The 20,611-nt window shown below is 55.1% G+C and carries 20 protein-coding genes and 1 other annotated feature; of the genes, 17 read left to right on the plus strand and 3 right to left on the minus strand.

Annotated features, from left to right (window positions below):
* Positions 1–52: 52 nt before the first annotated feature.
* On the minus strand, positions 53–535 hold the full coding sequence (locus P6M73_RS02515) for a hypothetical protein (protein ID WP_277854580.1): 483 nt from the start codon (positions 533–535) through the stop codon (positions 53–55).
* Between the two features lie 3 nt (positions 536–538).
* Complete coding sequence (locus tag P6M73_RS02520; RefSeq protein WP_277854581.1) at positions 539–1,009, minus strand: 8-oxo-dGTP diphosphatase; 471 nt, start codon at positions 1,007–1,009, stop codon at positions 539–541.
* Between the two features lie 242 nt (positions 1,010–1,251).
* On the opposite strand from P6M73_RS02520, the gene P6M73_RS02525 reads away from it, so the two are divergent.
* From P6M73_RS02525 to cysE, 6 genes are all read left to right on the plus strand, one after another.
* Complete coding sequence (locus P6M73_RS02525) at positions 1,252–2,292, plus strand: [citrate (pro-3S)-lyase] ligase (RefSeq protein ID WP_277854582.1); 1,041 nt, start codon at positions 1,252–1,254, stop codon at positions 2,290–2,292.
* A complete protein-coding gene (gene ptsP / locus P6M73_RS02530; RefSeq protein WP_277855720.1) occupies positions 2,292–3,932 on the plus strand; it encodes a phosphoenolpyruvate--protein phosphotransferase in 1,641 nt (546 codons plus the stop codon). The genes P6M73_RS02525 and ptsP overlap by 1 nt, the downstream gene beginning before the upstream one ends.
* Positions 3,933–4,025: 93 nt before the next feature.
* A complete protein-coding gene (trxA, locus tag P6M73_RS02535; RefSeq protein WP_277854583.1) occupies positions 4,026–4,340 on the plus strand; it encodes a thioredoxin in 315 nt (104 codons plus the stop codon).
* Between the two features lie 286 nt (positions 4,341–4,626).
* Positions 4,627–5,145: a GNAT family N-acetyltransferase gene (locus P6M73_RS02540; RefSeq protein ID WP_277854584.1), complete on the plus strand. Its 519-nt coding sequence runs from the start codon at positions 4,627–4,629 to the stop codon at positions 5,143–5,145.
* 121 nt (positions 5,146–5,266) lie between these two features.
* Positions 5,267–5,494, plus strand: a binding site (T-box leader).
* A 90-nt stretch (positions 5,495–5,584) separates the two neighbouring features.
* Complete coding sequence (cysK, locus tag P6M73_RS02545; RefSeq protein ID WP_277854585.1) at positions 5,585–6,475, plus strand: cysteine synthase A; 891 nt, start codon at positions 5,585–5,587, stop codon at positions 6,473–6,475.
* Between the two features lie 15 nt (positions 6,476–6,490).
* The gene (cysE, locus tag P6M73_RS02550; protein WP_277854586.1) at positions 6,491–7,048 is read left to right on the plus strand and encodes a serine O-acetyltransferase; all 558 of its coding nucleotides are present in this window, start codon (positions 6,491–6,493) and stop codon (positions 7,046–7,048) included.
* A 123-nt stretch (positions 7,049–7,171) separates the two neighbouring features.
* Here the strand turns inward: cysE and P6M73_RS02555 are convergent, their stop codons facing one another.
* On the minus strand, positions 7,172–9,217 hold the full coding sequence (locus P6M73_RS02555; protein ID WP_277854587.1) for a DUF2079 domain-containing protein: 2,046 nt from the start codon (positions 9,215–9,217) through the stop codon (positions 7,172–7,174).
* A 535-nt stretch (positions 9,218–9,752) separates the two neighbouring features.
* Between P6M73_RS02555 and cdaA the strand changes: the two genes are divergently transcribed.
* The 11 genes from cdaA (at position 9,753) to P6M73_RS02610 (ending at position 20,335) form a co-directional block, all read left to right on the plus strand.
* Complete coding sequence (cdaA, locus tag P6M73_RS02560; protein WP_277854588.1) at positions 9,753–10,607, plus strand: diadenylate cyclase CdaA; 855 nt, start codon at positions 9,753–9,755, stop codon at positions 10,605–10,607.
* Complete coding sequence (locus P6M73_RS02565; protein ID WP_277854589.1) at positions 10,574–11,794, plus strand: CdaR family protein; 1,221 nt, start codon at positions 10,574–10,576, stop codon at positions 11,792–11,794. Before cdaA ends, P6M73_RS02565 begins: the two co-directional genes overlap by 34 nt.
* Positions 11,795–11,877: 83 nt before the next feature.
* The gene (locus P6M73_RS02570; RefSeq protein WP_277854590.1) at positions 11,878–13,485 is read left to right on the plus strand and encodes an NAD(P)/FAD-dependent oxidoreductase; all 1,608 of its coding nucleotides are present in this window, start codon (positions 11,878–11,880) and stop codon (positions 13,483–13,485) included.
* Positions 13,486–13,693: 208 nt separating this feature from the next.
* Positions 13,694–14,788, plus strand: coding sequence for a butyrate kinase (gene buk / locus P6M73_RS02575; protein WP_277854591.1), 1,095 nt, complete (start codon positions 13,694–13,696; stop codon positions 14,786–14,788).
* Complete coding sequence (gene ptb / locus P6M73_RS02580) at positions 14,772–15,686, plus strand: phosphate butyryltransferase (protein ID WP_277854592.1); 915 nt, start codon at positions 14,772–14,774, stop codon at positions 15,684–15,686. The genes buk (P6M73_RS02575) and ptb overlap by 17 nt, the downstream gene beginning before the upstream one ends.
* A 2-nt stretch (positions 15,687–15,688) precedes the next feature.
* Complete coding sequence (gene buk / locus P6M73_RS02585) at positions 15,689–16,753, plus strand: butyrate kinase (RefSeq protein ID WP_277854593.1); 1,065 nt, start codon at positions 15,689–15,691, stop codon at positions 16,751–16,753.
* Between the two features lie 297 nt (positions 16,754–17,050).
* Positions 17,051–17,719 (plus strand): nucleoside/nucleotide kinase family protein, encoded by a 669-nt coding sequence (locus P6M73_RS02590; protein ID WP_277854594.1) that lies wholly within the window; start codon positions 17,051–17,053, stop codon positions 17,717–17,719.
* An 18-nt stretch (positions 17,720–17,737) separates the two neighbouring features.
* A complete protein-coding gene (locus P6M73_RS02595) occupies positions 17,738–17,947 on the plus strand; it encodes a 4Fe-4S dicluster domain-containing protein (protein WP_277854595.1) in 210 nt (69 codons plus the stop codon).
* A gap of 12 nt (positions 17,948–17,959) precedes the next feature.
* Complete coding sequence (locus tag P6M73_RS02600) at positions 17,960–19,024, plus strand: 3-methyl-2-oxobutanoate dehydrogenase subunit VorB (protein ID WP_277854596.1); 1,065 nt, start codon at positions 17,960–17,962, stop codon at positions 19,022–19,024.
* A gap of 7 nt (positions 19,025–19,031) precedes the next feature.
* Complete coding sequence (locus P6M73_RS02605; protein WP_489666482.1) at positions 19,032–19,805, plus strand: thiamine pyrophosphate-dependent enzyme; 774 nt, start codon at positions 19,032–19,034, stop codon at positions 19,803–19,805.
* Complete coding sequence (locus P6M73_RS02610; RefSeq protein WP_277854597.1) at positions 19,805–20,335, plus strand: 2-oxoacid:ferredoxin oxidoreductase subunit gamma family protein; 531 nt, start codon at positions 19,805–19,807, stop codon at positions 20,333–20,335. The genes P6M73_RS02605 and P6M73_RS02610 overlap by 1 nt, the downstream gene beginning before the upstream one ends.
* The last annotated feature ends 276 nt before the right edge of the window (positions 20,336–20,611 follow it).

A 20,611-nucleotide genomic window follows, 5' to 3' on the forward strand; every position in this document is an offset into this window, starting at 1 on the left:
TTTTTTGAACCTCGCTGCCGACGGCTCGGGCGGATGAAACCCGGAGTCCGGATTAAGGCCTGGTCTGTTCCTCGATGCTTTCCGAATCCGTCTGATTGGACAGGGGATCGGGCTCTGATACGATCTGACGGATCAGATTCACCATGCCGTGGTCGTCAATCAGAACATAATGGTAGGGCAGGGCCAGTCCTTCGGTTTTCATGACAGAGTTCTTCATAAAAATATACTTGTTTTCATACTTGCCGCGGGAATACCAGATGGCCATGGTGGCCACTTCCTGTCCCGGTACGATGGGCGCCAGTCCCGGCTTAAGTTCCATGGCAGCCAGGGTTTCGGTCAGGGCTTCGATTTCGTTGACGTGGACCGTTCGCAGAACCCGGGTCTGGTCACCGTAAGTCAGGATGATATGGCGGACATCGCGGTAGTCGATGGCTTCGGGAATAGCCCGGCCTCGCCCCAGAATCAGGGAGTAGGAGAGGATCAGGAGCGCCGCCAGACAGAGGCCGCTGATGATTCGATTGGTGCGTTGTTTCATGGATTAAGCTCCTTCGTCAAATGTCAGAGGCGAATCGCCGGTTGAACCGTAGGTTCCGAACGCTTCCTGCACGCCGCCCTCGAAAAACAAGGGGAGCTGCTGGAGAAAGCCGGGGCACAGCCGGACCGTCGGAAGCTCGGCCAGGGGCAGCCAGGCCACGGGGCCTTCGGCAGACTCGTGCAGGGAGCCGCCCAGGGCTTTGGACCGCACGCAATGAACCAGATACCGTTCGCCGTTCTCCCGGTTCAGCCAGTGAATGAGTCCGGTCAGGCGCAGCTGATGAATCCGGATGCCGGTTTCCTCCAGCACTTCTCGGCGGGCGCAGTCCAGCACGGATTCATCCGCTTCCAGATGACCTCCGGGAAAGGTGATGCCGGGCCAGGATTTGATCCGCTCCAGGGTCAGTACTTCATCCTGGTCGTTGGTCACCATCACCATCACGGTGAGATGACAGGCTGTGGTTTCCTGAAACATGACAAATCCTCCTTTTATGGTCGATTTTGCTCTGAGATTTTAACACATGATTCCATTATACGGAGTGGAAAGCCATTCCGTAAAGGGACGATTCATGTTCTCCCGCTTTCTCCGGGACCGCACTTTCCTGGGGGGCCTTCTCCGGGGATCGGTAACGCCCGGTCAGGGGCAGGTGGTTTTCACCAACCGGGGTTAGCATCGGTTGGTGATATAATGGAATCAGAAACAAAGCGAGGGATTCTATGTATTATCCGGAAAAAATCAATCTGAACAATCCGCGGGCCATCCGTGAAGTGCGCGATTGGCTGGCCCGGCACTTTCATTTGAACTATGGCCCAGACGCCCAGGCGACCTATGTGGTGCGCGGGGAGGAGGAGCTGATTGCCACGGCTTCGCGCAGCGGCAATGTCTTTAAGTATTTCGGCATTCACCCCGATCACCAGGGGGAGAATCTGACCTCGATCCTTTTGGGCGCCCTCCTGGATGATGCCTTCGCCCAGGGCATCTATCATTACTTTATTTTTACGTCGCCGGCCAGCCGGCCGCTTTTTCAGGCAGCCGGCTTTCAGCTCGTCATGGAAAATGAGTATGCCGCGCTGCTGGAGTCCGGCAATCGCGATATCAACTCCTACCTGGGTGAGCTCCGGCAGGAGCTGGGGGAGCCCGCCGGCACCCGCGGGGCAATTGTGATGAATCTGAACCCCATGACGCTGGGACACCTCTATCTGATTGAAACAGCCCGCCGTCAGGTGGATGAGCTGATCATCTTCCTGGTGGAGGAGGATCTGTCGCTGGTGCCGTTCCGCGACCGTCTGGCCATCGCCCGGGAAGCCGTCAGGGACTTGCCTGGCGTCAAAGTTCTTCCCGGGGGACCCTACATCATTTCTCAGGCGACTTTTCCCACCTATTTTCTGAAGCGGATGGATGACGAACTTGCAGCCTACACAACCACCGACGCAGGAATTTTTGCGAATTACTATGCCCGGCAGCTGGGGATCACCCACCGGTTTGTGGGAGAGGAACCCCTTGATCCAGTGACCGGAGCCTACAATGAGGCTCTGGCCAGGGAACTGGGGAAAACCGGCATTGCGTTCAGCATCATTCCGCGGGTGGAAGCCGAAGGCGGCGTAATCAGCGCCTCCAGAGTGCGGCGACATCTGGCCCGGGATGAATATGAGCAGGCTTTCCGCCTGGTTCCGCCGGCCACCCGGCGCTATCTGGAATCGACCGCGGGAGCTGACCTCATCACGAAAATCAAGGCAGAGGAGGCGAACATAAAGTGATATACCAGGGAATTGCGGCGGCCGAGGGGTACGCCAGCGGCATAGTGCATCTGAAGCGGGACTGGGAACTGCTGATTGAGACCGGAAACCATTATGATCCACGTCAGGAACTGGCTCGCCTGGAGCAGGCCCGTCAGGAAGCCAGGCTTCAGCTGGAGGAAATTCGCCGTCAGGCAGCCATTGATCTGGGCGAAGATCACGCGGCAGTCTTTGATGCGCATCTGATGTTTCTGGAGGATCCGGAGTACATGGAAGCGGTGGAGTCAAAAATCCGGCAGGAGCGCCTGTCTTCCATGGCAGCCCTGGCCGAGGTGTCCGATCAGTTCGGTCAGATGTTTGCCTCGCTGGAGGATGAATACATGAGGGAACGGGCAGCCGATCTGGAAGACGTCAGCCGGCGACTGCTGCGCATCCTGTCCGGTGAACAGCCCGAGGAAGAGTCTCATGCCGAACAAACCGTGCTCGTGGCCAGGGATCTGACGCCTTCGGATACAGCAGCACTGGATCGTTCGAAAGTCATCGCCTTTGTCACCGATGCCGGCGGGCGGACCTCACACACCGCCATCATGGCCCGTTCCATGCAAATTCCGGCAGTGGTCGGCCTGAAGAACATCACCGCCCGGGTGAAGAGCGGAGACCATATGCTGGTGGACGGAAACCGGGGGGAAGTCCTGGTTAATCCGACTCCGGAACAGATTCGGATGTTTCACGAACGGGAACAGGAATACCGGGAGGAGCAGGAAGCGCTGCGCCGCCTGATTCATGTCCGGACCCGGACGCTGGACGGCAAGGACATTGAAGTAGCCGCCAATATCAGCCGGCCTCAGGATGTCGACCAGGCCATTGCCAACGGGGCCGACGGAATCGGACTCTACCGGACGGAATTCCTGTACATGAACCGCCTGGACCTGCCCAGCGAAGAGGAACAGGTGGAAGCCTTCCGCTATGTTCTGGAACGGATGGAGGGCAAGCCGGTCATCATCCGAACCCTGGACATCGGCGGCGACAAGGCGGCCCACTCCCTGGATCTGCCCCGGGAGGAGAACCCCTTCCTCGGGTATCGGGCCATCCGGCTTTGCCTGGATCGCCCCGACCTGTTCAAGGTTCAGCTGCGGGCTCTGCTGCGGGCCTCGGTGTATGGCAATCTGAAGGTGATGTTTCCCATGATTTCCGGCATCGAGGAGTACCGGGCAGCCATGGCCCTGGTAGAAGACTGCCAGGCCGAACTGGATCGAGAGAATATTCCCTGGAGCAAAACCATAGCCTGGGGCATTACGGTGGAGATTCCCTCCACCGCCATTATGGCAAAAGAGATTGCCTCTGAAGTGGACTTCCTCTCCATCGGCACCAATGACCTGACCCAGTACACCCTGGCCTGCGACCGGATGTCCGAAAAAGTTTCAGGACTGTATGACCCCATGCATCCCGCCGTCCTGCGTCTGATACAGATGACCATCGAAGGCGGCCATGCCTGGGGAAAAAGCGTCGGAATGTGCGGCGAAATGGCAGGAGATCCGGAAGCCATCGCGTTCCTGGTCCGGCTCGGACTGGATCAGTTCAGCATGGCCCCCGGCGGAATTCTGTCAGCCCGGGAGATCATTCTGCAGAGCGAAGCAGGGGATCCGGTCGATAAATATTAAAAAACTCTTCATACTTCCCGCCCTTTATTTAAAATATTTGACGGGTTTGTCTGATATAATCAATTTACATTGAAGTCGAGGAGGACAAGTAGAATGATCGAACATGTTACAGACTCCAATTTCGCTGACGTAGTGGAAAAAAGCAGCGAATTGGTATTAGTTGATTTTTGGGCCAGCTGGTGCGGTCCCTGCAAAATGCTGGGTCCCATCTTTGAAGAAGTGTCCGGTGAAGTTGCCGGCGTGACTTTTGCCAAGCTGAATGTAGATGAAAACCCCTCCACCGCTGCCCGTTATCGCGTTGGATCCATCCCAACCGTACTCGCCATTAAGAACGGCCGGGTCGTGGATACCATGGTCGGTTTCAAACCGAAGGCTGAAATCAAGAAATTTGTTGAAAGAAACCGTTAATCCGGTATTCCAGTAAGCAAAGCCAAACTTCAATAAACTCAAAAAACCAGGCCTCGCCTGGTTTTTTGCATCGAAGCATTTCATTGAAAACGGCCCACTGTCCACTTGAATCCCAGAAGTCCCGGTTTGCGGAACAGTCGATTTACGGAACAGCTGGAGCAAAGAACAATGGGTCACGGTACAGTCGGAGCAAAGAACAGCGGATTCTGGAACAGTCGGATCGAGAAACAGTCGGACCATATACTGTCGGATCCAAACGTTGGATCATAAAAGAGGAGAGAAACCAATGACCTATCAATTGCATTCCATTGAGGGCGAGGAGGACCGGCAAAAGATCCTTGAGATATTCCAGTCCAATCCCGGATATTTTCTGATGTTTCAGGGAAGGACCGCGCAGATGAGTGATGTCCTTTCGATCCTGGAGGAACGTCCGCCCGGCGACCCTTTGGTCGACAAGCAGTTCTGCCTGATTGAGGGGCAGACCGGGCAAGGCTCTCGGCCGGCCGCTGTGGCCGACTGGCTCAGGGATTACCCGGAAGCCGGCATCTGGTACGTTGGACTCTTCATGACGGCGGCTTCCCTTCATGGGACTGGCCAGTCCAGGGCAATCTACCGGTGGCTGGAAGAGCAGCTTCGGTCGGAAGGAGCGGTCAGAATCCGGCTGGCTGTGCTGAGGGACAATCACCGCGCCCTGCGTTTCTGGCATAACGCCGGCTTCCGCGAAACTGACCGCAGAACCCACGCCGGGGAGGGCGTCACGCATCAGGTCATCGTCCTGGAGAAGCATCTGATGACCAGGGACTGAACTGGGCGTCAATGCTGAGGAATAAGAGAAGAAAAAATAATTTTGTGAAAAATCTGGGAGCCCGTTGCCTTTTTTGATTGGAAGCAATATAATTAGGAACATAATCCCAACTGAATTACTAGGAAATACAGCGAAAAAGGAAAGTAGTCTGTCACGAATTTTTAGAGAGAGCGTCTCATCGGCTGAAAGGATGCTTATTGGAAGGACAGGGGAAGTGCCCTTTGGAGTACAGCACCGAATCAAGTAGGCTGCTGCGGAACCACCCGTTAACGTGGAGTAGCATGATCGTGCTATGGAAAAGTGGGCAAAAGCAATTAGAGTGGAACCGCGGAATTCATCCGTCTCTTGGATAAGAGATGGATTTTTTGTTTTTTCGCAGACCTTCACGCTCGAATTTGCTAGTTATTTCAGAGGAAATCAAAGAAAGAAGGTTATACAGATGGACATCAGAACTACATTGGATCTTGTAGGGAATACACCGGTGGTCAAGCTGCCGGGAGAGAATATTTATCTTAAAATGGAGAAATTCAATCCGGGCGGCAGTGTTAAGGATCGGGCAGCCCTGGGCATGATCCGGGAAGCGGAAAGCCAGGGCCTGCTCAAAAAGAACGGGACCATCGTGGAACCGACCAGCGGAAATACCGGCATTGCCCTGGCTCTGATCGGGCGCATGTCGGGCTATCGCGTCATCATCACCATGCCTGAAACCATGAGCGTAGAGCGGCGCAGCATCCTGGCGGCACACGGAGCGACCCTGATCCTGACCGAAGGAACCAAAGGAATGAGCGGTGCCATCGAACGGGCCAGGGAACTGGTCGCGGCGGATCCCTCCATGTTCATGCCCGATCAGTTCAATAATCCGGCCAATGCGAGGATTCACTATATGACCACGGGACCGGAAATCCTGCGTCAGCTGCCTGAGGTGGATATCTTCACGGCGGGGGTGGGAACCGGCGGTACCATCACCGGCGTATCCCGGCGGCTGAAGGAGCATAGTGCCGCCATCCGCACCGTTGCGGTGGAACCGGCCAAATCAGCCGTTCTGTCCGGCAGCGGCCCGGCTCCCCACAAGATTCAGGGCATCGGCGCCGGATTCATTCCCGGAAATTATCAGTCAGAGTATGTGGACGAGATTTTGACGATCACCGATGAGGAAGCGATTGATACGGCGGTGGAAGTTTCGGCTGCCATCGGCATGCTGGTGGGGATCTCCACCGGAGCCAATGTGGCGGCAGCCCGCCAGCTGGCCAAACGCTATGGTCAGGACAAGAACATCATGACCATCTCACCGGACGGCGGAGAAAAGTACCTGTCCATGGTGAAATATTAGAAGGAGGAAACCCTGATGATTCGATTCATACGATCCCTGCTGGAGGATGTTGATTCCGTCCTGGAACGTGACCCGGCTGCTCAAAACCGCTGGGAGGTCCTCCTGCTTTATCCCCATATCAAGGCGATCCTGGCTCACCGCATCGCCCATTCGCTCTACCTGAAAAATCATCGTTTTCTGGCCCGCTGGATCGCCAATATTGCCCGCCGGCGGACCGGCATTGAAATTCATCCGGGAGCTCTGATCGGCAAAGGATTGTTCATTGATCACGGCATGGGGGTGGTCATCGGTGAAACCGCCATCATCGGCAATGACGTGACCATGTTCCATGGCGCGACGCTGGGCGGCACCGGCCGGGACAAGGGGAAACGGCATCCGACAGTGGGCGACCATGTCGTGATCGGCGCCTCCGCGAAAGTGCTGGGTGACATCTACATTGCTACCGGTACCAAAATCGGCGCTAACGCAGTAGTTCTGAAGGACACCGCTCCTTACACCACCGTGGTCGGCGTTCCGGCTTCAGAAGTTCAGCCCCGCGGCCGCATCCTGTCCCTGCTGGATTACGCGATTTAATCCAACCCGAAGCGCATCGAACCCGAAAGCCCCCCGTTTGTCAGAAATCCAGTGGATTCGGACCAACGAGGGGCTGATTGCTTCTTCGGAGCCCATGACCTCTCCATACAGAGCGGCGCTGGCTCAATCGCCGGCTGTTGGCGATTTCAGGATCAGCAGCTGCTGATCCAGCTGGGTTTTGATCACATAGCCATCGGTCAGGAAGCGCGGGACGAGCTTTTCGTGGTCTCCCTTATACACCGGCCGCAGATCCACCACTATGTAATCGGCGGGGAAATAGCCGGTCGGCGTGACATTGTAGCTCAGATCATACAGCTCTTTTCGCTGGGACAGCGCACCGGTCAGAAAATCCGAAGCCAGGACGCTGGCTGAGTCAGGGATTTCGGCCAGGGCTTCCTTCATGACTGACAGGGAAGCGGCTTCGGTGCGGAGCAGCGCGGGATACTGTTCGTAGTCCAAAAGGTGCAAGCCGGAGAATAAATATCCGCTGGCCAGGGCCCCTGCCAGGAGAAGGCCAGTCAGCCGGGATGGCTTCAAGGATGCCGGTTCGGGGGTCGTCAGACTGTCCTGATCGGACAGAAACAGAATGGCCAGGTAGAACAGCAGGATATAGGATCCGTAATTATACTGGAAGCGAATATCAAACTGATACTGATAGTCTACCATCAGGTTCATCAGCAGGAAGGGGACGAGCAGCACCCAGCGGCTGAGACGGCGGGTTAACAGCGGCAGGAATCCAAGCGGAGCCAGCATCTGAATCAGATAGGGCAGCTTGTCTTCCCGGTAGATCTGGGAGAGAATGAATCCCGGGTTGCGCCAGACCGCAAAGGGGACGGACAGCAGGGACCACTGGGGCACGCTGATCAGACTGTGGAAGCGGTCGGTCATGGCTCCGTCCCCGAACTCATTGAGATAACGGACAGCACCCATGAAATAGAGTCCGGATACGCCCAGCATAGCCAGGCCCTGGCGGACCATCCGCCGATCCAGGATCATGAAGGCGGCCAGAGCCCAGAGATAGATCACCGCGTCCTCCTTGACCGACAGGGTCAGGAGCGTCATGACGGCAAGGCCGAGGTTGGACCGCTTTTCAATGAACCAGATCAGCCATAACAGGATGGGCACCAGGAAGCAGTTCTCGTGCAGGTCGTAAAAGTTGGACGTGATCAGGGGCGTCGAAACCAGGAAAACACCGCACAGGATTCCCTGAATCATCCGATTCAGCTGGCGCTGGCGCAGGATCAGGACCAGAGGGAATACACCCGATGCCACCACCATTGCCTGAAACACATTCAGGGCAGCTGGCGAGCGGAAAACCAGATAAAAAGGCAGAAGCAGGTAATAGATGGGCGAGAGGTGAACCTTGAAGTGAGACAGGGGCATGTTCCGTTCCAGGGTCGTGACCGGCTGCAGCGTTTCGGCCAGGTTATGGAACATCTGGGCAAACAGGTTGAAGTCATAGGTGGGGGTGGAGAGGCTTTCCACCCGGGCATACAGAATCCGGCCGAGCAGAATGGCCTGGATCAGGAAGACAGCGGCCGCCACTCCCCAAACGGCACCCACGGTTCGCGGCAGAATTCTTCGCCGCGCAAGCAGTACGCCGAAGATTACGGCCAACCCCAGCCAGGCCAGCAGCAGAGGGAACAGAATGCCTGTTTCGACCCCAAGGTAGTTAGCCAGTGATTCTCCCAGTCCGGACCAGGGAACCACCCACACATTCCGGATGAGCAGAAGTCCGCCGGCCAGAGTCAGGATGCGGTCACCCAGCGGGCCGCCGTTCCAGGAGGATCGATGGATCTCCCTGGCCAGGATAAAGGCGGTCAGATTCACCATCAGGTGAGTGACCGACGGAATCTCATAGTCCAGCCGCCACAGAACGCCTGTGGAGAAGATCAGCCAGCTCAGATACAGAATTCTGCTGTAGGGATCGGCTCCGACATACTCATCCAGTGCTGGAGCGGTCCATAAGAGCAGACCCGTCAGCCCCAGAAAGAGCAGAAGCAACGGCAGCGTTCCGCTTAATCCAGCATAACTCAGGGAGAAATAATCCGCGGTTCGGCGATGAACCAGATTCATCACCGCACTGGACATCAGCCAGGCAGAGAGCACGGTCACCGCGATTTGTTCCAAGGTTTGGATTGGTGCCCGCAGGCGGTTGGTTCGTTTCATATTAAACCTCACAAAATACAATTAGGCAGGATCCAGGGGGCAGCCCCCGGGAGAAAAGTCAGTTCAGCCTGAAAGAAGGAGCAGTTTCTATGGTTATTATACTGTAAATTTGCTGTTTTCAAGAAATATGTCCGAAACACTCTCATTTCAGGCTTTCTTCATAATGAAGCGATCTCTGGCTGTCGAAATCATACATCCGATCCGGGATGCATAAGGTGATCATTGTCAAATTAAATGGAGGGGAATTTGTAAAAAAGATGATTGTCATATTCTCGGATTCCATCAAGTGAATGTAAGGTTCACTCATTCTTGCCAGGAATGAATATTGGATTTAGACAGGGGTGTTATGATCGGAACATTTATAGTATCAGTCTGGCAGTGGTTAATATAAATATTGCAGCTGATGCGGAAATCCATCCGAGTTTGTCTGGAACCGTGAGCTTTTCAAGGTTCTTTTACTTTTCTTTTGGTTTTCATCCGGTTGGTTGTTATAATGGAAATAGATTATTTACGACTGGGAGGAAGAGGTTTTACTATGGAAAAATTCGATATGATCAAAAACACTCTGCTGAACCTCAGATTTGCCTCCATCATTGAGATCCTGATCGTTGCCTGGCTGCTGTACAAGCTGTACTGGCTGATCCGGGAGACCCGGGCGGAGCAGCTTCTGAAAGGAATACTCATTATTCTCGCCCTGATTCCCATTTCCTACATTTCCAACATGACCATGCTCTATTTCCTGCTCTCCCGGGCGATTACGCTGGGGGTGCTTTCCTTCGTCATCATCTTCCAGCCGGAAATCCGGCGGGCACTGGAACATCTGGGGCGGTCAGCCTTCAACGATCGTCACATTACCCCGGAGGAGCGGGCCTGGGAAGAAATGATTACTGAAATTGCCACGGCGGTGGAGAGCATGAGTCAGTCGAAGACCGGCGCGCTGATTGCCATTGAGCAGCAGACCATGCTGCGGGAAATCATCTCGACCGGAACCATGATTGACGCTAAAGTTTCCGCGCCCCTGATGGAGAACATTTTTGTTCCCAATACACCGCTGCATGACGGAGCCATGATCATCCGGAATGACCGGATCGCCGCCGCCGGCTGCATGCTGCCGCTGACGACTTCCAGCGAGATCTCCAAGAAACTGGGCACCCGTCATCGCGCGGCCATCGGACTGACGGAAGTATCGGATGCCGCGGTGATCGTGGTATCGGAGGAAACCGGGGTAATCTCCCTGGCGCTGAACGGAAAACTGGTCCGAAACTATGACAAGGACCGCTTGAAAGCCATATTGTTGAAGATCTTGTTTAAAAAGCAGCTGAAGGACGAAGAATCGATGAGAGAGAAGGTGAAAAAATGGCTAAAAGACAAGTCAACGACCTCCTCATAAAGATTTTATGCATCATCGCTTCCATCGCTCTGTGGGTGTTCATCATCAATACAACCAATCCGCCGCAGCGGATGACGTTCAACAACGTATCCGTCCAAGTCCAGAATGCGGATACCCTGCTGGCCAAGGGGCTGATCCTGGTGCCAAACCAGCAGCTGACCGTGCGGGTGCCGCTGGAAGGGCCGGCGAATGATCTATACTCCATTAATGCCGATGCCATCAATGTCACGCTGGATGTGACGCAGCGAGCCCTTAAGGTCGGGGAACAGGAAGTTCAGGTCACGTATGTTCAGACTCCCTCCGGTGTCAATCTGACCGGATCCAATCCGGCGGTGAAGCTCCAGGTCGATGAATACCTGAAAAAACCGGTGGAAATCAAGAAGGACCGCCTGATCTACGAGGCCGCTCCCGGCTTCTATGTGCCCGAGCCCCAGATCGATACGAATTTTGTCACGGTGTCCGGCCCCAAGGCCAGCGTCGATCGCGTCGCTGCCGTCAAGCCGATCTCCGAGAAAAAGAACATCAGCCAGCTGGCCCGGGAAGTGCTCAAACTGGAAGCGCTTGACTCCGACGGTCAGATCGTGCCCAACGTCACCCTGTCCGAAAGCTATGTCGAGGTCACTTATATTCCCCAGCCGGTGAAAGTCGTGCCTGTTACTGCCATCTGGGACGGTGTCAACGCCAGCATCAACCTGGTCCGGATTACCGCCGAACCAACCACGATCCGCATCACCGCCAAGGAAAACATCCTGAAAAACATTTCCGAAGTGGAAACCGGATCGCTGAACATGGAACTGATCGAGCCGGGTGAAACCCGCCGGGCCATGCCGCTGATCCTGCCCATCGACGTGATTGTGCTGGATGACGCGAATAAGCCGAAAGAGGCCATCGTTGATGTGGTTACGGTTGCCGAACCCATCACCACCAAGACCGTCACCAAGAATGTCACCCTGACCGGCCAGCCCGCCCAGGGAACCGTGACGCAGGTGCCGATTCCCATAACGGTGACCATTTCGGGCACTCAGACCAAACTCAATGAACTGAGTGATTCCCTGATCATCATTACCGCCGACGTGACGGGTCTGGATTCCGGTACGCACAAAGTTCCGATCAAAGTCGACCTGCCCAAGGATTACACGTTAATCAAGACCAGTCCTGAAACCGTCGACATCACCATCGAACCGTAAGGTTGTCGCTCTGAGACCATGCATCGCATGGTCTCAGCCTGTCTAACGGATTCATCCTGCCAATTTCACGAAAGGAACCAACCATGATCTTAGTACGTGATCTGTCACTGCATATTGAAAAAACCGAGCTGGAACGCGAAGCTTTGCTGGGCGAACTATGCCGCCGCCTGGAGGTATCGGATTCAGCCATCGACTCCTTTCGGATTCTGAAAGAAAGCGTTGATGCCCGTAAAAAGGAAGATATCTATTTTAACTACCAGGTACTGGTGTCCCTGAAGGAGGAAGCTGCCTATCTCGCGGCCGGATCCCTGCCGTCCGGTGTCTCGCCCCATTATGAAGAGGTCAGCGAACCGGTGGTACCGGGCGAGGCGCCTCTGATCGGCCGGATCATCGTCGTCGGCTTCGGCCCGGCCGGCATCTTTGCCGGTTTGACGCTGGCCCGGGCCGGCTATCGGCCTCTGATCTTAGAGCGCGGCCCGGCCATGGCAGAGCGGACCAGCGCCGTGGAACGGTTCTGGCAAAACGGAGCGTTCGATCCGGCGGCCAATGTACAGTTCGGCGAGGGCGGCGCCGGAGCCTTCTCCGATGGCAAGCTGACCACCCGGATCCGTGACCTTCGGGTCGAACAGGTGCTCAGCGCGCTGACCGGAGCCGGTGCTCCCGAGGAAATCCTGTATCGCAACAAACCTCATGTCGGAACCGATCTGCTCAAGGGTGTGGTCATGAATCTGCGCCGGGAGATCCTTCAGCTGGGCGGAGAGATTCGCTTTTCGACCAGGCTGCTTGACCTGCGGACGGCGAACGGACGGGTGACTCATGTCAACGCCGGCGGTGACTGGATTCAGGCGGCTGCGCTGATCCTTTGCCCCGGTCACTCGGCCCGCGATACGTATGAAATGCTTCACGCCCATGGCGTCGCCATGGAGAGCAAAGCCTTCGCGGTGGGACTGCGGGTGGAACATCTGCAGGCGGAGCTGGACCAGAACCAGTACGGCGTCTGGGCATCCCACCCCAAGCTGCGGGCATCCGAATACAGCCTGACGGCCAATCTGCCCCAGGGCCGCGGTGTTTATTCCTTCTGCATGTGCCCCGGCGGCCAGGTCGTCAACGCCTCCAGCGAGGACGGACTGCTGTGCGTCAACGGCATGAGCTATCATGCCCGAGACCTGACCAACGCGAATTCGGCGGTGGTGGTGTCCGTATCGCCCGCCGACTTCGGGACAGCACCCCTCTCAGGGATCGCCTTCCAGCGTGAGCTGGAGCGGACGGCTTTTCGCATGGGGGGTTCCGACTGGAAAGCGCCGGTGCAGCTGACTTCTGATTTTCTGAAAAATCGCGTCAGCCGGGACTTAAAGCAGGTGTATCCTTCCGTTACGCCGGGCTTTGCCTTCGCGCCGCTCCATCAGGCCCTGCCTTTGGCAGTGACAACCAGTCTGCAGCAGGCCCTGCCCCTTTTCGGCCGCCGGATCCGAGGCTTTGACAAGCACGGACTGCTGACCGGAGTGGAAGCCAGAACCTCGGCGCCGCTGCGGATTCTGCGCGGCGCGGATCTGCAAAGTCCTTCGCATCAGGGACTTTATCCCTGCGGCGAGGGAGCCGGATATGCCGGCGGAATCGTCAGCGCGGCAGTGGACGGAATCAAAGCGGCCGAAGCCGTAATTCGAACCGGGCGTCCGACCGACTCTGAATGACTTTGCATTTATGAGGCGGCAAGCCCGCTGATTCGTTAAAAACACCGGGTGAGACACCGGGGTTTATTAACGAAATTATATTGTTATTATCACCCTTTGCAACCGGCGAAAGCCGGTTGGTTTTTTTTGAAGAGCGCCGGTAGATATGACTTTTTGAAATCTGATATGATAGATGGGTGAAATCAATTGCAAGCAAGGGGGAATCTGAATGAGTTTAATCCTGACGATCAATCCGGGATCCACTTCCACGAAAGTGGCAGTGTTCCAGGATGAAGTGGTAGCCCATGAAATATCCTTATCCCATTCCATGGAGGAGTTAAAGCAATACGACGATATTTCAGACCAGAAGCCAATGCGTGAAGCAGCGATCCAGGACTGGCTCAAGTCAATCGGCATTGCGCCGCAGGACCTGGATATCATCGTTTCCCGGGGCGGTCTGGTTCGACCCATTCCCACCGGCACGTACGAAGTGACCGACTTGATGATCGAGGATCTCAAAGCGGGATATTCCGGAATCCATGCCTCCAACCTGGGCGCTCAGATTGCCCGGGATCTGGCCAAAGCCGGCGGCATTCAGGCCTATATCGCAGATCCGGTAGCCAGTGACGAAATGGAGCCCGTGGCCCGGCTGTCCGGACTGCCGGAAATCACCCGGCGCTCGAACTCGCATTACCTGAACATGAAATCCGTGACGCGCCGCGTCTGCAAGGAGAAGGGCTTCGATTTTCAGAAGGATAACTTCATCATCTGCCACCTGGGCGGCGGTATCTCGGTAGCTCCTCAGCAAGCGGGACGAGTCATCGACACCAACAATGCCAATGAATCCGGTCCCTTCTCCCCGGAACGGGCAGGCAGCCTGCCGGTGGGGGATCTGGTCAAGCTGGCTTTTTCCGGCAAATACACGGAAAAGGAACTGCTCAAGAAGATCATCGGCGGCGGCGGTCTCATGGGGTATTTAAAGACCAATGACGGACGCAATGTCGAAGCTATGATCGCCGCCGGCGATCACAACGCGGAGCTGATCTTCCGGGCCATGGGCTATCAGATTGCCAAGGAAATCGGTGCGTCCGCCGCGGTTCTGGCCGGGGATGTCCGGGCGGTCATTCTGACCGGCGGACTGGCCTATTCCAAACGGCTCATTGAAACGATCCGGGAGTATGCCGGATTCATCGCGCCGTTTATTGTAGAACCGGGCGAGGATGAGATGAAGTCCCTGGCGGAAGCCGGACTGCGGATCCTGCGGAAGGAAGAAACCGCGAAAAACTATGACTTGGAGGCAAAAAAACATGATCAGATCCTTTGATGAAGTATTCCAGCAGATTAAGGCACTGCCCGACAAAGTAGTGGCCGTGGCGGCAGCGGAGGACGAACCGGTTCTGGAAGCGGTCAGTTTCTGCAAGGCCAACGGACTGGCAGATGCCATTCTGGTAGGGGATGAGCCCAAAATCCGGGAAATCGCCAAGCAACTTGACATGGACCTGACCGGCTGGCGCATCATCCATGAAGCCGACCCGGCAGCGGCGGCCCTGAAAGCAGTGGAACTGGTGTCCAGCGGTCAGGCGGACATGCTGATGAAGGGCCTGATCGATACGAAGAATTTCCTGCGGGCCGTCCTGAACAAGGAAGTCGGGCTGCGCACCGGCAACCTGATCACCCATGTCGGCGTGTTTGACCTGCCGCCTTACGACCGCCTGATCTATATCACCGATGCCGCTTTTTCCATGTATCCGACCCTCGAACAGAAGGTTGGCATCATCAACAACGCGGTGAAGCTGGCTCATGCCCTGGGCAATGAGAATCCCAAGGTTGCGCCGGTCTGCGCCGTCGAGGTTGTGAATCCCGATATGCCGGCGACTCTGGATGCAGCGGAGCTGACCAGAATGAATGAAGCCGGAGAGATCACCGGCTGCACCGTATACGGGCCACTGGCGTTTGACAATGCCATTGACCAGGAAGCAGCCACCCACAAGAAAATCAGTCACCCGGTGGCTGGCAATGCCGATATCTTCCTGATGGCTAACATCGAAGCCGGCAACGGAGTATTCAAAGCGCTGACCTATACTTGTCAGGGCGAGCGTCACGGGGGCATCCTGATGGGAGCAGCCGCTCCGGTCATCGTGACATCCAGAGCGGATTCCTTTGAAGCCAAAGTTAATTCCATCGCTCTGGCATCTTTAGCAGCCATGGGAGGAAAGAAGTAAACATGAAAAGAGTATTAGTAATCAATCCGGGATCAACATCCACCAAGATCGGGGTCTATGACGATGAGCAGCCGGTTCTGATCGAAACGCTGCGCCATTCCGCCGAAGAGATCGCTCAGTTCGCGAAAGTGGCGGACCAGTTTCATTTCCGCAAGGATGTCATCCTGAAGGTTCTGGAGAAGAACAATATGGATCTCAAGACACTCCATGGAGTGGTCGGCCGGGGCGGACTGTTCAAGTTCATCCCCTCGGGCACCTATGCCGTCAATGATGAGATGGTCAAGGATGTGCTCAATCCCACCAAGGGCGAGCATGCCTCCAACCTGGGCTGTCTGATTGCCCGCGAAATCGGTGACGAGCTGGGCATTCCTTCCTTTATCGTGGATCCTGTAGTCGTGGATGAACTGGATCCCCTGGCAAGAATATCGGGAATGCCGGAGATTGAGCGGGTATCGATTTTCCATGCCCTCAATCAGAAGGCGGTAGCCCGGCGCTATGCCCATGCCATCGGCAAAGCGTATCAGGATCTCAACCTTATCGTAGTTCACCTGGGCGGGGGAGTATCCGTCGGCGCTCACGAACAGGGACGCGTCATCGATGTCAACAACGCACTGAACGGGGAAGGACCTTACTCGCCCGAACGGGCCGGCGGACTGCCGGTGGCCGATCTGGTGAAGCTGTGCTACTCCGGCCAGTATACCCAGGAGGAGCTGCTGCGCCGGATCACCGGCCAGGGCGGCGTGGTCGCCTATCTTGGCACCAACAATATGATGGAAGTGGAAGAACGCATGGCAGCGGGCGACGAAAAGGCCAAGCTGGTCTTTGAGGGAATGGCCTACCAGACCGTCAAGGAGATCGGTGCCTGCGCCTGTGTCCTCAAGGGGAAGGTGGATCAGATCATTCTGACTGGAGGCATCGCTTACTCCAAGCCGATGACGGACTATATCACCCAGCGGGTAAGCTTCATTGCTCCGGTCACCGTCTATCCGGGCGAAGATGAGCTCCTGGCCCTGGCTCAGGGCGGCCTGCGCGTCTTGAACGGAGAAGAGGAAGTCGCTGTCTACTAGACCCTTTGCGAAAGAATTTCAATAAATACGCCGAACCCTCGGGAAATCCAAAAAGCCATTGGTATTTTTGTGAAAAATGTATTTATTGATTTTCTTTTTATCATGGATTGACAACCTTTACATTCCAACCTGATAACATTTGACCATCGCTGATGAACATTTGATTCAGGAAGCATATGGTATAATAAATATTAATAAAGAAATTATCTTTTTGATTTCAATCTCGAAATTAGTGAATTGATAATTTCTATTGTAAAATTAGAATAGGTTAATAAACCGTACGGAAATGAGGTAGGAATGAAACGCATCAATCTGTTTACAGGCCATTTCGGAAGCGGAAAAACCGAAATCGCCATCAACTATGCCAGAAAACTGAAGCAGGAAGGAATTGCCAAGGTCACCATTGTAGACCTGGACATTGTCAATCCGTACTTCTGCTCCAGGGATCTGGAAGATGAACTGAAGGAAGAGGGAATCCGCGTGATCTCCCAGGGCCGACACCTGGCCAATGCCGAACTGATGGTCGTTCCGGCAGAGGTTATGGCTGCCTTTCAGCAGAAGGACCATACGGTAATTTTTGATGTAGGCGGAGATGACATGGGTGCGACCGCTCTCGGCCAATACAACCGTTTCTTTCGGGAAGAAGACTATGACATGTTCTTTGTCGTCAACATCAATCGCCCGCTGACCCGGGATCTGCCCGGCGTCAGGGAATATCTGGACGCCATTGAGCATTCATCGCGTCTGAAGGTATCCAAGCTGGTCAACAACACCAACCTGGGCACAGCTACTTCATTAAGCGACATACAGGCGGGAGAACAGCTGATTCGTCAGCTGTCGGAACAGACCGGCCTGCCTCATGCCTTTACGGCTGTGCGGCGGGATCTGGCCGAAGAAGCCCGCAGCGTTGTCGCCGGGGAAATGATTCCCATCGATATTACCATGAAGCCACCGTGGGTGGATTAATAAGGGGGGAAAGTAAAAATGCCAAGAGTGAATTTCAGGGAAGATCGCTGCAAGGGTTGCGGTCACTGTGTGACGGTCTGTCCGGTGCACATTATATCCTTTGCTGACCGGCTCAACGACAAGGGATACAAGCCAGCCACCATCCGGCCGGAACTGATGGAACAGTGCATCGGCTGCACATCCTGTGCCCGCATGTGTCCGGATCTTTGTATTTCAGTGTATAAATAGGGGGATAGCTAAATGGGAGAAAAAGTACTAATTAAGGGAAATGAAGCCATTGGCGAGGCGGCGCTTCGTGCCGGCTGTCAGTGTTTCTTCGGATATCCGATCACACCGCAGACGGAAGTTGCGGCCTACATGGCAAAAAAGATGCCGAAAATGGGACGGGTGTTCCTCCAGGCTGAATCTGAAGTAGCTGCCATCAACATGGTATACGGAGCCGGCGGCGCCGGAATCCGCGTCATGACGTCCTCCTCTTCCCCAGGAATCAGTTTGAAATCTGAGGGAATCTCATACATCGCCGGAGCCGAAGTGCCCTGCGTCATCATCAACATCGTCCGCGGCGGCCCGGGCCTTGGCTCGATTCAGCCGGCACAGTCCGACTACAATCAGGCAACCCGCGGTCTGGGACACGGTGACTTCTTTGTTCCGGTCCTGGCACCGGCTTCGATTCAGGAAATGGTTGATTTCATCGGAGAAGCCTTCGATATGGCCGACCGTTACCGCACACCGGTCATGGTCATGGGCGACGGCATGCTGGGACAGATGATGGAACCCGTGGAATTTGCGGATGTCGAAGAACGGGAACTGCCCGTGAAGGAATGGGCAGCCAACGGACTGGGCGATCGCAAGAAGCACAATGTCATCAACTCCCTCTTCCTGAAAGCGGATGAGCTGGAGAACCACAACATTCATCTGTTCAAGAAATTTGACGCCATCAAGGCCAATGAAGTTCGCTACGAACTCTACAACTGTGACGATGCCGACCTGATCCTGGTTGCCTACGGCACCACCGCCCGGATCTGCAAAAATGCGATCCGTCTGGCCGAAGCCGAAGGTCTCAAGATTGGTCTGGTCCGTCCCATCACCTTATGGCCCTTCCCCTTTGAAGCATTCGAAAAGACTGTGAATTCCACAAAGCATGGCTTCCTCTCCGTTGAAATGTCCATGGGACAGATGGTGGAAGATGTCAAGCTGGCTGTCCTGGGCAGAAAACCGGTTGGCTTCTACGGCCGTGCCGGTGGAATGATCCCGACCCCGGACGCGATCCTTGAAAAAATCAAAACAATGGTAGGAGGAAACTAAGATGCAGATGGAAAAACAAGAAGTGAAAGTGCTCTTCCAGCCTACCAAAGCTCTGCTTGACGTACCGACCCACTACTGTCCGGGCTGTACGCACGGCCTGATCCACCGCCTGGTGGGAGAAGTTCTGGAAGAACTGAACATCATCGAAAAGACCGTCGGAGTCGCTCCGGTCGGCTGCTCGGTTCTGGCTTACGACTATTTCGCCTGTGACATGTTCGAAGCGGCCCACGGCCGTGCTCCGGCAGTCGCCACCGGCATCAAGCGCTCCCTGCCGGATCGCGTGGTCTTCACGTATCAGGGAGACGGCGACATTGCGGCCATCGGAACAGCGGAAGCCGTTCACGCGGCAGCCCGCGGCGAGCAGATCGTTACTATCTTTATCAACAACTGCATCTACGGCATGACCGGCGGCCAGATGGCTCCGACGACTCTGCCCGGTCAGGTGACGGAGACTTCACCCTATGGCCGCGACACAGCGACGCAGGGCTTCCCGATCCGTTTCTCCGAAATGATCGCTCAGCTCGAAGGAGCTCATTACGTTGAACGTGTCTCGGTTGACACGGTGCCCAACGTGGCAAAAACCAAGCGTGCCATCAAGAAGGCCTTCCAGAATGCCATTGCCGGCAAGGGCTATAACCTTGTTGAGGTTCTGTCGATCTGTCCCACCAACTGGGGATTGAATCCGCAGGAGTCCATGGACTGGCTGAGAAACAACATGATTCCATTCTACGAACTGGGCGTAAAAAAAGACAAAGATGCCCAGGTGAAGGAGGCGAAATAATGGCACAGCAGGAAATCATATTTGCCGGCTTCGGCGGACAGGGCATCCTGTCCATGGGGAAATTCCTTGCCTACGCGGGCATGGATGAAAATATGAAGGTCACCTGGTGTCCGTCCTACGGCCCGGAAATGCGCGGGGGAACAGCCAACTGTTCCGTGATCCTGTCCACCGATGAGATCGGCTCCCCGGTTGTTACCAGCCCGGACACGGTCATTGTCATGAACCGGCCTTCCTTCGACAAGTTTGAGCCCACTGTCAAACCGGGTGGTCTTCTGATCATGGACGCAGACCTGATTCCGGATGAGTCCCTGCGGACGGATATCCGGGTGATCCGGATCCCCTCCCAGACCATCGCTCAGGAAATCGGCTCCAAGACCATTGCCAACATGGTGCTTCTGGGCGCCCTGGTGAAAAATACAGGAATTGTCCCAACCGAAGCGCTGCTGAAATCTCTGAAGGAACATGGAAAAGAGAAGTTCTATGCCGCCAATGAGAAGGCAATTCAGAGCGGAATGGGATTCACCGTATAAAATAGCCGCCCAGGCTGTTATCCAAAGAATATATATTTATTAGTTATATCAGCACTCAGTCCGATTTCAGGATCGGATCTGGGTGCTTTCTTTGCATTAATATGCAGAAAATAATGCGATATTCAATAAAATATTCAATGAAGTGGTGGATGATTAACCACTTGGCAATGATGAATGGAAGTCTATGAAAATAACGTGAATTTGTGCCGTAATAATTATAAATACCCAAAATAAAAGAACTAAATTTTAAAAGAGCTCATTTTTCAATTGTGAACT

It is taken from the genome of Anaerococcoides asporogena, from assembly GCF_029590275.1.
Taxonomy (GTDB): domain Bacteria; phylum Bacillota; class Clostridia; order Clostridiales; family Clostridiaceae; genus JG1575.

Bases quoted from the DNA above. Each gene is read 5' to 3' on its own strand.
- buk (WP_277854593.1), top strand. From the start codon at position 15,689: ATGAAAAGAGTATTAGTAATCAATCCGGGATCAACATCCACCAAGATC.
- P6M73_RS02605 (WP_489666482.1), top strand. From the start codon at position 19,032: ATGGAAAAACAAGAAGTGAAAGTGCTCTTCCAGCCTACCAAAGCTCTG.
- P6M73_RS02595 (WP_277854595.1), top strand. From the start codon at position 17,738: ATGCCAAGAGTGAATTTCAGGGAAGATCGCTGCAAGGGTTGCGGTCAC.
- P6M73_RS02520 (WP_277854581.1), bottom strand. From the start codon at position 1,009: ATGTTTCAGGAAACCACAGCCTGTCATCTCACCGTGATGGTGATGGTG.
- trxA (WP_277854583.1), top strand. From the start codon at position 4,026: ATGATCGAACATGTTACAGACTCCAATTTCGCTGACGTAGTGGAAAAA.
- cdaA (WP_277854588.1), top strand. From the start codon at position 9,753: ATGGAAAAATTCGATATGATCAAAAACACTCTGCTGAACCTCAGATTT.
- P6M73_RS02525 (WP_277854582.1), top strand. From the start codon at position 1,252: ATGTATTATCCGGAAAAAATCAATCTGAACAATCCGCGGGCCATCCGT.
- P6M73_RS02515 (WP_277854580.1), bottom strand. From the start codon at position 535: ATGAAACAACGCACCAATCGAATCATCAGCGGCCTCTGTCTGGCGGCG.
- P6M73_RS02565 (WP_277854589.1), top strand. From the start codon at position 10,574: ATGGCTAAAAGACAAGTCAACGACCTCCTCATAAAGATTTTATGCATC.
- ptb (WP_277854592.1), top strand. From the start codon at position 14,772: ATGATCAGATCCTTTGATGAAGTATTCCAGCAGATTAAGGCACTGCCC.
- P6M73_RS02610 (WP_277854597.1), top strand. From the start codon at position 19,805: ATGGCACAGCAGGAAATCATATTTGCCGGCTTCGGCGGACAGGGCATC.
- cysK (WP_277854585.1), top strand. From the start codon at position 5,585: ATGGACATCAGAACTACATTGGATCTTGTAGGGAATACACCGGTGGTC.
- P6M73_RS02555 (WP_277854587.1), bottom strand. From the start codon at position 9,217: ATGAAACGAACCAACCGCCTGCGGGCACCAATCCAAACCTTGGAACAA.
- P6M73_RS02600 (WP_277854596.1), top strand. From the start codon at position 17,960: ATGGGAGAAAAAGTACTAATTAAGGGAAATGAAGCCATTGGCGAGGCG.
- P6M73_RS02570 (WP_277854590.1), top strand. From the start codon at position 11,878: ATGATCTTAGTACGTGATCTGTCACTGCATATTGAAAAAACCGAGCTG.
- cysE (WP_277854586.1), top strand. From the start codon at position 6,491: ATGATTCGATTCATACGATCCCTGCTGGAGGATGTTGATTCCGTCCTG.
- P6M73_RS02590 (WP_277854594.1), top strand. From the start codon at position 17,051: ATGAAACGCATCAATCTGTTTACAGGCCATTTCGGAAGCGGAAAAACC.
- P6M73_RS02540 (WP_277854584.1), top strand. From the start codon at position 4,627: ATGACCTATCAATTGCATTCCATTGAGGGCGAGGAGGACCGGCAAAAG.
- buk (WP_277854591.1), top strand. From the start codon at position 13,694: ATGAGTTTAATCCTGACGATCAATCCGGGATCCACTTCCACGAAAGTG.